Here is a 13,570-nt window from a genome sequence, read left to right on the forward strand (position 1 = left end):
CTTTAAAATTTTATTAGGATCCTAAGGGTGGAGTGAAGAAGAATTAGTAGTAAGGGATTGACATTCAAATGCTAAATCACTAGATTAAACAACGGATATTCTCCGAAAAATTGCTGAAAACACCCTGTGGATAACTTTGTGCATAACTCTGTTGAAAACCACAAAAAAGCTTTTTATCTCGGTTTATCCACAAGGATAAGTTTTCGAGTTGCTAAAAAAAATAGACGCAAGTTCAGAAGTCCTGCTTGCTAAAACTAAAGGAATCCCTAAAGTTGAAAGAAGATGAAAACGTTATTAAAACAACGTTTTCATCTTCTTTTTTCTAGAATTTACAAAGATTTAATGTCGAACAAATAAGCACTGTGGAAAAGTTTTTTGGAAAAAACAAGAAATTTCATCCACAAAGTTTTCTGTGGAGAATTTAAAAATGCTTGTCAAGCTTTTTTTGAAAAAATGTGGATAACTTTTTAAAGACACACTTTTTTCCATTTGCGAATTTGCGTTCGGAAACTAGTAAAAGGGGCAACGCTATTAATGTGAATCCATTTCCAAAGAGGCCATTGTGCTTTGGTGGTCGCCCAAGCCCGTTGTTGAGGTAAAAATAATTCGTCTTCGGAAAGCGAGTCAATCCAATGAAGTAATTTTTCTAAGATGTCTTGCAACGCAATCAGCTGACTTTCTAAACTCATTTGTCCATAGGTTTGATAAAATGATTGATAGAGAGCGCCCAGTTGATTCCATTTATAACCTTCAGCTGGCGTTTGAACGGTCAGACCACGTTGTTCTTGTTCTTCCCAAGAAAGCAGCAAGTTGAGCCAGCCTAATTGATAGGCTAAGTTCTCTGAAGGTGTTTTAGCTACTGTTTCAATTCGGTGATCTTTAAGTGTTTCAGGAATTTCTGCAAATTCAGCTAAATATTTTTGTGAAGCTATTTGAATGGCCTCAATCAAGGCTTCTTTTGATTCATAGGTTCGCATTCTTCGGCTAACGTCCTTTCTTGGTAGGATCTGCTTGTTTTTCTTGAGTAATTTGAGTGACTAAACCAAAAGGATCTTTCACAATCGCATAAAATGTTGCAAATTCATTTTCAATTGGTTCTTGGATAATACAGGATTCGGGATGGCGCGTGAGTTTTTCAAAAATTGTTTTGGCAGAGTGACGGCTATTGACGGTTAAGCTGAGGGTCAATTGTTCTGTGGGCGTGGTATTCATTCCTGCAAACAAAGGATTATCAGCTAGTTGTAATTGAAAAGTGTCCATTTGTAAAATCGAGTGAGAAAGCCAGTGTTCTTCGCCAGCGGGAATGGTCAAAGAAGGATTTAAGCGCTCTTTAAATTCTTGATTAGTAATTTTAAAAAGAATATCACCAGCAAAGGCTTCTTGGTAAAACGTCAAGGCTTCCGTTGCTCGTCCATTTAAGACCATAAAAAGGGCAAATTGTGTGTTTTTCATTGTTTGAACCTCCTAAGATTGATAAGATAAGCATAACAATAAAAGGTGTCAAAAAGTGACACCGATGGAGGGAAAAATGAAAAAATCAGAACGTTTAAATCAGGAACTTTTTTTCTTGAGAACCCATCCTCAGTTTAATTTAAATCAGTTAATGAAAACTTTTGGGATTTCTAAAAGCACGGCTTTGCGGGATATTGAAGCTTTGGAAAATTTAGGCGTGCCGCTATATGTGGAGAATGGTCGTTATGGTGGCTATCGAGTTTTAAACAAACCGTTGTTGCCGCCGATTTATTTTAACGAAAATGAAGTGTTAGCGATCTTTTTTTCGTTACAATTACTGAAATTAGTCGCAGAGTCACCGTTTGGTCATTCCTATCAGCAAATTAAGCAAAAATTATTGCATTCTTTAGATGAACCAACCCAATTTAAAATCAGTCAAATGAGTAAGGTCGTCTATTACGAAGGAATTGAACAAGTAGAAGCACCAGGCAATTTAGAGCAGCTGTTTCATTGTATTTTGGCGCAACAAGTAATTCAGTTTAACTATACCAGATATGAAGCAACAACGAAAAAAATCTTACCAACCCGGTTAACTATTTTAGAAGGGTATTGGTATTGTTCAGGCTATGATGTGACTAAAAAGGCTTGGCGTACTTACCGCTGTGATTTTATGGAGGCTATTCAGCAGTTAAACCAAACACTGGATTTTACGACTGAAGAACTGAAAGAATCGTATCGCCATCAACAAACGACGGCACGTACGATTCCATTTAAAGCAATCATTACAGAAAAAGGCAAAGAATTTTTTTATAAACATCGCTTTGACAATATTCAGTTGGAAGAAACGCCCACGCAGTGTTTTTTAGTTGGACAGATTCATCCAACAGAAACACAATTTTTAGCCAACTATTTTATGGGCTTTGGTGAAGAAGTGACAATTTTAGAGCCAGTACAAGTGAAACAAGCGTATGTAGAAAGTATAATGAGGATTCAAAAAAAATATCAAGAATAGATTGTGGAACTGTGAACAATCTCATGTGTAAAAATGCACATTGGAGAGGAGAAAGAAAAACCCTTGATTTTTAAATCAAGGGTTTTTCTTTCTAAGAACGTGCTTGCCCATTTCCATAAATAACATATTTTGTCGAAGTAAGCTCTGCTAGACCCATAGGTCCACGGGCATGTAATTTTTGCGTACTAATGCCGATTTCGGCGCCAAATCCAAATTCAAAACCGTCCGTGAAACGAGTTGAAGCATTCGCATAAACGGCGGCTGCATCCACTTGTTGTAAAAATTGTTGTGTGGCAAAGTAATTATCACTAATAATACTTTCAGAATGTTTTGTATTGTAGCGATTAATATGCTGGATGGCTTCGTCCAAAGAATCAACGACTTTCACTGCTAAGATAAAGTCGAGAAATTCCGTTTCCCAATCTTGTTCAGTCGCTGGAATGGCTTCTTCAAAAATTGCTAACGCACGTTCATCTGCCCGAAGTTCCACGTGAAACTCCTTCAAGGCTTTTTCAATTGTTGGTAAAAAGGCTTCAGCCACTTCTTGATGAATTAATAACGTTTCGGCGGCGTTACAGACGGAAGGACGTTGACATTTAGCATTGACAATAATTTCAGTTGCCATTGTTAACTGGGCGTCTTTGTCCACGTAAATATGACAATTGCCTGTTCCTGTTTCAATAACAGGCACAGTGGCTGTTGTCAAAACAGTTTTGATTAAGTTGGCGCCGCCACGCGGAATGAGGACATCCAAGTAGTCATTTAAGCGCATAAGTTGTTGGGCTGTTTCTCTAGAAGTATCATCAACAAATTGAATGAGATGGGGAGAAACGGCTTCTTGGATTAGCGCTTCTTGTAAAATTGTCACCAATATCTGATTGGAGTGAAACGCTTCTTTTCCGCCTCGAAGAATAACAGCATTTCCTGATTTGAAACAAAGGCTAGCGGCATCTGTTGTCACGTTTGGCCGCGATTCATAAATGATTCCAATAACACCTAAAGGCACGCGTTGTTGCCCAATTAACAGCCCCGCTTCATTGCGCCACATTTTATCTACTTCCCCAATTGGATCGGGTAAAGTAGCGATTTGGCGTATGCCCTCGGCCATCGCTGTGATCCGTTCTTCTGTTAAACGTAAGCGGTCTTGCATTGTTTCAGAAATTCCGTGGGTAGCGGCTTGCTCTAAATCTAATGCGTTTGCTTGTAAAATGCGGGGCGCATTGGCTTCAATGGCTGCGGCCATTTTGTTTAACAAAGTATTTTTTTGACGAGTATCCATCAAGCCTAGCGTATAAGAGGCTTCTTTAGCTTGTTGCCCTAGTTGCTTTAAATCAGTCACTTTCATGCCCTCCTTTAATAAATAACGTACCGATATCTTTTCCTTCTAAAATTTCAAAAATGATTTTTGGCTGCTTTCCGTTTGCTAAAATCATCGCCTGTTGATTAGCTAACACACGTTCAGCAGCTTTTAATTTACTAGACATCCCACCAGTGCCAAAGCGGCTCCCCTTGCCACCGGCTAATTGGAACAAGTCTTCATTAATTTCATTGATTTCAGAAAATAATGTGGCTTCTTTGTTGACAGTAGGGTTATCTGAAAAGAAACCATCAATATCTGATAACATAACTAACAAGTCAGCTTGAACAATTTGGCAGACAATGGCAGACAATTGATCGTTATCCCCGAACTTGGTTAAGTGATCCAATTCTTCAATTGCGACAGTATCATTTTCATTGACGATAGGAATAATATTCATTTTTAACAGTTGTTCAAAAGTATTGGTAACATTATTGCGACTTTCAGGATATTCAATAACATCACGAGTTAATAAAACTTGTGCCATTTGTTGGCTATAGGTTGAAAACCGCTGATTATAAATGTTCATTAATTCTGCTTGGCCGACTGCAGCGACTGCCTGTTGTTCTGGAATTGTCGTTGGGCGCACAGATAGATTTAATTTATTCAGTCCGACACCAATTGCGCCAGAAGAAACTAAAATAATTTCTTTGCCTTGGTTGCTTAAATCACTCAAAGTAAAGGCTAATTGATCTATTGCTTTTAAGTTAATATTGCCATTGGGATAAATCAGAGAACTGGTTCCGACTTTGATCACAATTCGTTTGGCCTGTTGGAGTTTGTTTCTCATAAGTGCCTCGTTTCTTTTTACAGTAAAATTTGACACTCATTATAACAAAATCAGCGGCTACTAGAAAGTGCTAAATAATGAATAGTAAAGAAAGTTTAATGAAAGTGTGAACTTTTTGAGGGAATCTTGGGACTTTTTGGGATTTGGTCTGTTTATTTTAAGAGAAGATGATAGACTAAAAGAAGGAAAATAAACAAAAATTCTCCTCTTTTTTGCGTAGTCTAGATTAACTGGGCTTTTAGAAATGAGAAACTTACTAAAAACAACCAGAGTATCAGAGATTATGGTAAAATAGGAGTAGTTTAGACAGTAGGGGAGAATGAATATGAAACAACGTGGTTTTGAGATTATTTCTAAGTATCAAGAAGAGGGCTTGAGTGTCCCACAACGAGCAACAAAAGGTGCCGCGGGGTATGATTTTCAAGCAGCCGAAACGGTCGTTGTACCAAGTCTTTGGAAGTTACAACAAGCTGGAGAAAATCCCAAACCAATTTTAGTTAAAACAGGGATTAAGGCGTATATGCCTGATTCTGAATATTTAGAATTGGTGAGTCGTTCTTCGAACCCGCTAAAACGGTTCCTACTTTTAGCGAATGGTGTCGGAGTCATTGACAGTGATTATTATAATAACGAGAATAACGAAGGACATATCATGTTCCAATTTTTAAACTTTGGATATGAAGATGTTGTCATTGAGAAAGGTGAACGAATTGGCCAAGGGATTTTTAAACCGTTTTTATTAGCGGATGATGACCAAGTCGAGGCAGAAAGAACGGGCGGTTTTGGTTCGTCTGGACAAAAATAAAGCCCATTTTTTCAGTAGGCAACGTTATTCAAACCATTTAATAAATGTTAAAATAAACAACAGATAAGGAGATTCTACATGGCAAAAAAAGCAAAAGTTCAATTTGAATGTCAAAGCTGTGGGTATGTGTCTCCAAAATATCTCGGCCGCTGTCCTAATTGTGGACAATGGAATTCGATGGTGGAAGAGGTTATTCAAGATACTTCTGATCGTCGTGCTAGAGTAAGTTTGACTGGTAAAAAGACACAACCACAACGGCTATCTGAAGTCGTACCTAAAAAAGAGCCGCGTGTAAAAACTGAATTAGTGGAGCTGAATCGGGTTTTAGGTGGTGGCGTTGTTCCAGGTTCGTTAGTTTTAATCGGTGGCGATCCCGGAATAGGTAAGTCAACATTGCTCTTACAAGTATCGCAACAATTAGCAGCCACAGGTGGCACGGTTTTATATGTTTCTGGTGAAGAAAGTGCTGAGCAAATTAAATTACGAGCGGAGCGTCTAGGCACCGTCAACGAGACATTTTACTTATACGCAGAAACAGATATGCACGAAATATCACGAGCTATTGAAAAATTAGAACCAGATTATGTCATTATTGACTCGATTCAAACAATGACGCAGCCAGATGTTACCAGCGTTGCTGGTAGTGTCAGTCAAGTCCGAGAAACAACTGCCGAATTATTGAAACTGGCAAAAACGAATGGGATTGCCATTTTTATTGTCGGACACGTAACGAAGGAAGGGTCTATCGCAGGGCCACGGATGTTGGAACATATGGTAGACACGGTTCTTTATTTTGAAGGAGATAAGCATCACACCTTTAGAATCTTACGGGCTGTCAAAAATCGGTTTGGCTCAACGAATGAGATTGGTATTTTTGAAATGCAGACACATGGATTGGTTGAAGTTATGAATCCTTCTCAGGTCTTTTTAGAAGAACGTTTAGAAGGAGCCACCGGATCTTCAATTGTGGTAGCAATGGAAGGTTCACGCCCCATTTTGGTGGAAATCCAAGCCTTAGTTACCCCAACGATGTTTGGCAATGCCAAGCGAACGACCACCGGGTTGGACTTTAATCGCGTTTCTTTAATCATGGCGGTTTTAGAAAAACGGGCAGGCCTTTTATTACAAAACCAAGATGCGTACCTAAAAGCGGCTGGTGGAGTCAAAATTAATGAACCAGCTATTGATTTAGCGTTAGCAATCAGTATTGCTTCTAGCTATAAAGAAAAAGGAACCTCATCTTCGGAATGTTTCATTGGTGAGATTGGTTTAACTGGTGAAATTCGCCGCGTGAATAGTATTGAACAACGAGTGCGTGAAGCGCAAAAACTAGGCTTTACAAAAGTCTATGTCCCTAAAAATAACCTTGGTGGCTGGGAAGCGCCTGAAGGGATTGAAATTATTGGCGTTTCAACAATTGGTGAAACGTTAAGAAAAGTTTTTAAATAATGAAAGTAGAAATAATCCGTTTAGGTTGTTGGTGGCGTATGATTTTTGTACGCCCCACAACACTAGACGTCTTTATTAAATAAATGAGGAGGATGGCTATATGCAAAAACGAATCATCACGTTGCTGATGATCATTGCTGGTGCAAGTTTAGGAATTTCTCTTTTCCCAATGGCTTGGGAAATGGCTAAGCAAGGCAATAACAGTTGGTTAAACAATAACTTTACGAACGGATTAATCGGTGCAATTATTTTCTTTATTTTATCTTTAGGGTTAGCAAAGTATATTGTTTCCGCTGTCAAAAAAATCGAAGCAGCTTTAAATGAAATGAGTTTAACCTATTTATTATTTGGAAGTATTGGTGCCATCATTGGTTTAACAATTGGCGTCATTATCTCCATTCCAATGTACAACTTACAAATTCCTGTCGTGAATAGTTTACTACCAATTCTAGTTATGATTATTCTGGGTTACTTAGGTTTCCGAATGGGAACAACACGGATTGAGGAGTGGAAAAAAGTTTTCACACCTCGTCAAAAGAAAGCAAATACGGAAGACACCGAAGGACAAATGTTGGAACGTAAAGTGGAAGACAACTTCCATAAATACAAAATTTTAGACACCAGTGTCATCATTGATGGCAGAATCTACGATATCGCTAAAACAGGCTTTTTAGAAGGTGTTTTGCTCATCCCTAACTTTGTTTTATATGAATTACAATACATTGCTGATTCTGGAGACAGTTTAAAACGGGTGAGAGGTCGTCGTGGCTTAGATATTTTAAATGCTTTACAAAAAGAAGAAGGTATCTCTGTTGAGATGTATGACGGAGATTTCGAGGATATCTCTGAAGTAGACAGTAAATTAATCAAATTAGCAAAATTATTAGATGGCGTGGTTGTGACCAATGACTACAACTTAAATAAAGTCTCTGAATTTCAAAATGTGCCTGTTTTAAACATTAATGCTTTAGCTAATGCTGTGAAACCAGTGGTGATTCCAGGTGAAACGATGAATGTGATGGTTGTAAAAGCCGGAACAGAGCGTCAACAAGGGGTCGCTTACTTAGATGATGGCACAATGGTTGTGGTAGAAGATGGCCAGCATTACATGAATGAGCAAATCGAAGTGGTCGTCACAAGTGCTTTACAAACCGCAGCTGGGCGTATGATTTTTGCCAAACCGGCGCATGCGGGTCGCGGAATTAATGATCGCAAGGATAACCATCCTAAAAACGATAAAAATTAAGCAAAGTGAGGACTTAGTATGATTCGAATCGGTCAAGGTTTTGATGTTCATCAATTAGTTCCGCAACGACCTTTAATTATTGGTGGGGTTACTCTTCCTTATGAAAAAGGTCTGTTAGGTCACTCAGATGCTGATGTTTTAACACATGCAATTATTGATGCAATCCTTGGTGCCGCTGGTCTGGGTGATATTGGACAACTGTTCCCCGAAACCGATCCGCAGTTCAAAAATGCGAATTCTGTAAACTTATTAAAAAAAGTAAATGAAAAAGTTGGGCGGTCGGGCTTTACTATTGGCAATATTGATTGTACAATTTTAGCGGAAGAGCCAAAGATGAGCCCATACTTGGCAGAGATGAAAAAGAATCTAGCCGCGAGTTGCCACTTAGCGGTCACACAAGTGAACATTAAGGCAACGACCATGGAAGCGATGGGCTTTGTTGGTAAAAAAGAAGGAATCGGCGCAATTGCCGTTGCTTTATTGGAAAAATAACTGAAAACGACGTTAAACCGTCTGTTTTTAAAAAATGGAAAGAGGAATGAACATGACGAAAGTTCGTGTGCGTTATGCACCAAGTCCAACTGGACACTTGCACATTGGGAATGCAAGAACAGCATTATTTAACTACTTATTTGCCCGCCACAATGACGGAGAATTTATCATTCGTATCGAGGATACCGACCAAAAACGGAACATCGAAGACGGCGAGAAAAGTCAGTTGGAAAACTTAGCATGGTTAGGGATGGAATGGGATGAATCACCTGCTCATCCGGGAGAATATGGTCCATATCGTCAATCAGAACGTAAAGAAATTTACCAACCATTGATTGATCAATTATTAAGTAGCAATCGTGCGTATAAGTGTTATTGTACGCCAGAAGAATTAGAAGCAGAACGTGAAGCACAACAAGCTCGTGGGGAAATGCCTCACTACGCAGGCACTTGTGCGAATTTAACACCTTCTGAACAAGCAGCCAAAGAAGCGGCTGGTCTAGAACCAGTGATTCGCTTCCGTGTGCCACGTAACACAGAATACAAATTTGATGACATCGTGAAAGGTGAAATTACTTTTGAGTCAGATAACATTGGTGGCGATTTTGTCATCCAAAAACGCGATGGGATGCCAACGTATAACTTTGCCGTTGCAGTAGATGATCACTTAATGAAAATTTCTCACGTTTTACGTGGCGATGATCATATTGCTAACACACCAAAACAATTAATGATTTACGAAGCGTTTGAATGGACACCACCTGTCTTTGGCCATATGACCTTAATCATTAATTCAGAAACTGGCAAAAAATTGAGCAAACGTGATGAAACAATTTTACAATTTATTGAACAATACCGTGAATTAGGTTACTTACCAGAAGCCATGTTCAACTTTATTGCTTTACTAGGATGGTCTCCTGTTGGCGAAGAAGAAATCTTCTCACAAGAAGACTTGATTAAATTGTTTGATGAACAACGCTTAAGCAAGTCACCAGCGGCCTTTGATGCGAAAAAATTAGAATGGATTAACAATCAATACATGAAACAAATGGACTTAGGTGAACTAACAGATATGTGTATTCCTTATTTAGTCGCTGACGGTCGTGTTGAAGAAAATCCATCTCCTGAAAAAATCGAATGGTTAAAACAATTAGTTAGCTTGTATCAACCACAAATGAGTTATGCAGCTGAAATTGTGGAACTATCAAACTTGTTCTTTAATGAACATCCAGTTTTAGATGATGCTGCGAAAGAATTCTTGCAAGGAGAAACAGTGCCAACTGTGTTACATGCGTTTAAAGAACAATTAGAAGCCTTGGACGTTTTCGATGTACCAAGTATTAAAGCAGCGATTAAAGCCGTCCAAAAAGAAACCGGCGTTAAAGGCAAAAACTTGTTTATGCCAATTCGAATTGCTGTTTCTGGACAAATGCATGGTCCTGAATTAGGCGAAACCATCGAATTATTAGGCAAAGAAAAAGCATTAGATCATTTAAATAAAGTGTTATAAAAACACAAAGAATAGAAGAAGTAGACAATCAGATGGATTTCAGAGACGCTGTGGGTGGTGAGAACAGCGAGCATCTTTTGTCGAAATGCATCTATGAGTGGCTTTGGTGAAAAAAGTAACCGAAGACGTCGGCAGGCGTTAACTGTATCGAGGCAAGAGCTAGTTCTTGTGAAGAAAAGTGGAACCACGCATGGGCGTCTTTTAAGCAACGTTTTTTTGTTGCTTAAAAGACGTTTTTTATTTTTGTATAGTAGAAAGGAGTTCACCCTATGAGTTGGTTGAAACGTAGCGTCGCAGCTGTTAAAAGAAACGATCCTGCAGCGCGGACCACACTAGAAGTTCTTTTAACGTATCCTGGCTTGCACGCCCTGTTTTGGCATCGCTTGTCTCATTTCTTATATAGGCATCAGTTGTTTTTGTTGGCGAAGATTCATGCACAATTTTGGCGTTTCATAACGGGCGTAGAAATTCATCCCGGAGCCACAATTGGAGCGGGGGTTTTTATCGATCACGGCATGGGCATTGTGATTGGGGAAACCGCGGAAATAGAAGAAGATGTTGTTTTGTTTCACGGAGTGACGTTAGGTGGGACCGGTCGTGATACGGGTAAACGCCATCCAACAGTGAAAAAAGGAGCGATGATTTCGGCACGAGCTCAAATTTTAGGGCCAGTTGTGATTGGTGAACGTTCAAAAATTGGGGCGGGTGCTGTTGTTATTTCAGACATCCCAGCAGATGCTACAGCTGTGGGTGTTCCTGCGAAAGTCGTTCGTCTAAATGGAAGAAAGGTGGAAAAAGGGCATGATTAAAATTTATAATACATTGACCAGAGAAAAAGAAGTATTTACGCCAATTGAGGCGCATAAAGTTCGGATGTATGTCTGCGGACCAACCGTGTATAACTATATCCATATCGGTAATGCGCGCAGTGCGATCGCCTTTGATACAATTCGTCGTTATTTTGAATATCGTGGGTATGAAGTGAATTATGTCTCGAACTTTACAGATGTCGATGATAAAATTATCAAGGCAGCTAAAGAATTGAAAATTACTGCGCCGGAAGTGGCGGAGCGTTTTATCAAAGCCTTTGAAGAAGACACGCAAGCATTGAATGTCCAACCAGCAACGCTACATCCCCGGGTGATGGACCACATGACTGATATCTTAGCTTTTATCGACGTTTTAATTGAAAAAGGTTTTGCTTATGAGGTCGCAGGTGATGTGTATTATCGCACCCGTAAATTCCCTAATTATGGTAAATTAAGCCATCAATCGATTGATGAATTAGAAGTGGGGGCAAGTCAACGAACTGGCGTTGAACAACAATTAAAAGAAGACCCATTGGATTTTGCTCTTTGGAAAAGTGCCAAAGAAGATGAAATTTCTTGGGATTCTCCTTGGGGTAAAGGACGTCCCGGCTGGCATATTGAATGCTCTGTCATGGCGACAAAACACTTGGGAGAGACGATTGATATTCATGGCGGTGGACAAGATTTAGAATTTCCACATCATGAGAATGAAATTGCACAGAGCGAAGCCAAAACAGGCCATACCTTTGCCAATTACTGGATGCATAACGGCTATGTCACAATTGGTGAAGACGATGAAAAAATGAGCAAATCCCTAGGTAACTTCATTACTGTTCATGAAATGATTCAAAAAGTGGATCCGCAAATTTTACGTTTCTTTATGTCCACCACCCAGTACCGTCGCCCGATTCGTTATAGCGAAAGCACTCTAAAAGAGGCAGCAGCCAATTATCAAAAATTGAAAAATGCGTTTGAAAATTTACGTTTTAGACAAGCAGATGCGGTCGCAAGTTTGCCAGAGGATGAACACTATTTAGCTCAATTAAACGAATTAGAACAACGTTTTATTACGGAAATGGACGATGATTTCAATGCAGCTAACGGGATTACGATCGTTTATGAATTAGCGAAGATGATGAATCAGTACAGTGAACAAGCGACAGTTTCGGAACCAGTTCTAGTGGCGATGGATAAGCTTTTCAGTGGCTGGTTAGCTATTTTTGGTTTATTCTTTAAAAACGAAGAATTAGTGGATGCACAAGTCGATGCGTTAATTGAAGAACGGAACCAAGCACGGAAAGACCGTGATTTTGCCCGAAGTGATGAAATCCGCGATTTATTAAAAGAACAAGGCATTGTTTTAGAAGATACTCCGCAAGGAACGAGATGGAGAAGAAGTGAATGAGAGATTACAAACAATTAAACGGTTTAGCTTTGGCCTATGTTGGCGATGCGATTTATGAAATTTACATTCGTGATTATTTAGTTTCCTTGGGACAAACGAAACCGAATGTTTTGCATCGCATGGCGACACACTACGTGTCAGCAAAAGCCCAAGCAAGCTTAATGCAAGCGATGTTAGCGGGAGAAATGCTAACGGAGGAAGAAGAAGTGATGTACAAACGCGGTCGGAATGCTAAAAGTCACACCTTTGCCAAAAATGCTGATGTGACGACCTATCGGGTAGCGACCGGTTTCGAATCCTTGATGGGGTATTTACATTTGACACAACAAAAAGAACGTTTAGAAGAATTAATTAACTGGTGTATCAAGAAAGTAGGTGAAACCAATGAAAAATGAAAAATCTCGTCCTTTTAAAAAAGGTAAGAAACGTCCAGAACGTTCAGATAAGCGTTCAAAAGAACGGAACCCACGACCAGCGACAGCAGGTGCTGATGGAACCTCAGAAGAGCTAGCAGATAACTTTGTCTTTGGTTTCCATGCGACTGTTGAGGCGTTGCAGCAAGGACGCGGGAATAAATTGTTTTTACAAGAAGATGCTCGTGGCGAGAAAATTGAGCAATTAAAACAAGCAGCGAAAGAACAGGCTGTTCCAGTTAAATGGGTGCCTAAAGCAAAATTAGATACGATGAGTGATCACGGCGTGCATCAAGGTATGGTTTTAGCAATCACGGCGTATCAATATTTAACTTTAGAAGAATTATTGGAACAAACAAAAGAAAAGACAGCAACACCATTTTTCCTAATTTTAGACAGTCTAGAGGACCCACATAACTTTGGTTCAATTTTGCGAACAGCTGATGCGACAGGCGTGGACGGTATTATCATTCCGAAACATCGTGCAGTGGGAATTACACCAACCGTAACCAAAGCGTCAACAGGGGCCGTGGAACATATTCCAGTGGCTCGTGTAACGAATCTAGCGCAAAGTATTGCAACGCTAAAAGAGAATCAATTTTGGATTTTTGGTACAGATATGTCTGGGACGGATTATCGTCGCTGGAATACACAAGGCGCAATTGCCTTAATCATCGGAAATGAAGGTCGTGGCATGAGTCAAGGTCTTCATAAAGAAGTGGATGAATTATTAACGATTCCAATGACTGGACACGTTCAAAGCTTAAACGCTGGTGTGGCTGCAGGCTTGCTAATGTATGAAGTCTATCGTGGCCGCAACCCATTATAGA

At 39.5% G+C, this 13,570-nt stretch carries 14 protein-coding genes and 1 other annotated feature; of the genes, 10 read left to right on the forward strand and 4 right to left on the reverse strand.

Annotated features, from left to right (window positions below; genetic code table 11):
- Positions 1-467: 467 nt before the first annotated feature.
- Positions 468-977, reverse strand: coding sequence for a ClbS/DfsB family four-helix bundle protein (locus IGM09_RS00150; RefSeq protein WP_002408152.1), 510 nt, complete (start codon positions 975-977; stop codon positions 468-470).
- 7 nt (positions 978-984) lie between these two features.
- Complete coding sequence (locus IGM09_RS00155) at positions 985-1,452, reverse strand: VOC family protein (protein ID WP_002364587.1); 468 nt, start codon at positions 1,450-1,452, stop codon at positions 985-987.
- Between the two features lie 64 nt (positions 1,453-1,516).
- On the opposite strand from IGM09_RS00155, the gene IGM09_RS00160 reads away from it, so the two are divergent.
- The gene (locus tag IGM09_RS00160; RefSeq protein WP_002389777.1) at positions 1,517-2,464 is read left to right on the forward strand and encodes a helix-turn-helix transcriptional regulator; all 948 of its coding nucleotides are present in this window, start codon (positions 1,517-1,519) and stop codon (positions 2,462-2,464) included.
- A 91-nt stretch (positions 2,465-2,555) separates the two neighbouring features.
- Here IGM09_RS00160 and IGM09_RS00165 read toward each other — a convergent pair whose 3' ends face one another.
- Together IGM09_RS00165 and proB are read right to left on the reverse strand one after the other, a co-directional pair.
- Positions 2,556-3,809 carry a glutamate-5-semialdehyde dehydrogenase gene (locus tag IGM09_RS00165; protein WP_080270557.1) on the reverse strand — a complete coding sequence of 418 codons (1,254 nt, stop codon included), beginning with the start codon at positions 3,807-3,809 and terminating at the stop codon, positions 2,556-2,558.
- Complete coding sequence (gene proB, locus IGM09_RS00170) at positions 3,796-4,611, reverse strand: glutamate 5-kinase (RefSeq protein WP_002389550.1); 816 nt, start codon at positions 4,609-4,611, stop codon at positions 3,796-3,798. Before proB ends, IGM09_RS00165 begins: the two co-directional genes overlap by 14 nt.
- 319 nt (positions 4,612-4,930) lie before the next feature.
- On the opposite strand from proB, the gene IGM09_RS00175 reads away from it, so the two are divergent.
- The 9 genes from IGM09_RS00175 (at position 4,931) to rlmB (ending at position 13,569) form a co-directional block, all read left to right on the forward strand.
- The gene (locus IGM09_RS00175; protein ID WP_002361472.1) at positions 4,931-5,416 is read left to right on the forward strand and encodes a dUTP diphosphatase; all 486 of its coding nucleotides are present in this window, start codon (positions 4,931-4,933) and stop codon (positions 5,414-5,416) included.
- 78 nt (positions 5,417-5,494) lie between these two features.
- Positions 5,495-6,865, forward strand: coding sequence for a DNA repair protein RadA (radA, locus tag IGM09_RS00180; RefSeq protein ID WP_002356050.1), 1,371 nt, complete (start codon positions 5,495-5,497; stop codon positions 6,863-6,865).
- A 100-nt stretch (positions 6,866-6,965) separates the two neighbouring features.
- Positions 6,966-8,111: a PIN/TRAM domain-containing protein gene (locus tag IGM09_RS00185; RefSeq protein WP_002368622.1), complete on the forward strand. Its 1,146-nt coding sequence runs from the start codon at positions 6,966-6,968 to the stop codon at positions 8,109-8,111.
- Positions 8,112-8,129: 18 nt separating this feature from the next.
- Positions 8,130-8,603: a 2-C-methyl-D-erythritol 2,4-cyclodiphosphate synthase gene (gene ispF, locus IGM09_RS00190; RefSeq protein WP_002356052.1), complete on the forward strand. Its 474-nt coding sequence runs from the start codon at positions 8,130-8,132 to the stop codon at positions 8,601-8,603.
- 52 nt (positions 8,604-8,655) lie between these two features.
- On the forward strand, positions 8,656-10,113 hold the full coding sequence (gene gltX / locus IGM09_RS00195) for a glutamate--tRNA ligase (RefSeq protein WP_002381335.1): 1,458 nt from the start codon (positions 8,656-8,658) through the stop codon (positions 10,111-10,113).
- Positions 10,112-10,318, forward strand: a binding site (T-box leader). It overlaps the preceding gene by 2 nt.
- 64 nt (positions 10,319-10,382) lie before the next feature.
- Positions 10,383-10,922, forward strand: coding sequence for a serine O-acetyltransferase EpsC (gene epsC, locus IGM09_RS00200; RefSeq protein ID WP_002356054.1), 540 nt, complete (start codon positions 10,383-10,385; stop codon positions 10,920-10,922).
- Positions 10,915-12,327, forward strand: a complete 1,413-nt coding sequence (gene cysS / locus IGM09_RS00205) for a cysteine--tRNA ligase (protein ID WP_010713655.1) — start codon at positions 10,915-10,917, stop codon at positions 12,325-12,327. The genes epsC and cysS overlap by 8 nt, the downstream gene beginning before the upstream one ends.
- Positions 12,324-12,722: a Mini-ribonuclease 3 gene (locus IGM09_RS00210; protein WP_002356056.1), complete on the forward strand. Its 399-nt coding sequence runs from the start codon at positions 12,324-12,326 to the stop codon at positions 12,720-12,722. The genes cysS and IGM09_RS00210 overlap by 4 nt, the downstream gene beginning before the upstream one ends.
- Positions 12,712-13,569, forward strand: coding sequence for a 23S rRNA (guanosine(2251)-2'-O)-methyltransferase RlmB (rlmB, locus tag IGM09_RS00215; RefSeq protein ID WP_002378685.1), 858 nt, complete (start codon positions 12,712-12,714; stop codon positions 13,567-13,569). Before IGM09_RS00210 ends, rlmB begins: the two co-directional genes overlap by 11 nt.
- Position 13,570 lies beyond the last annotated feature (1 nt).

Source organism: Enterococcus sp. DIV0167 (genome assembly GCF_050541555.1).
Lineage (GTDB): Bacteria > Bacillota > Bacilli > Lactobacillales > Enterococcaceae > Enterococcus > Enterococcus faecalis.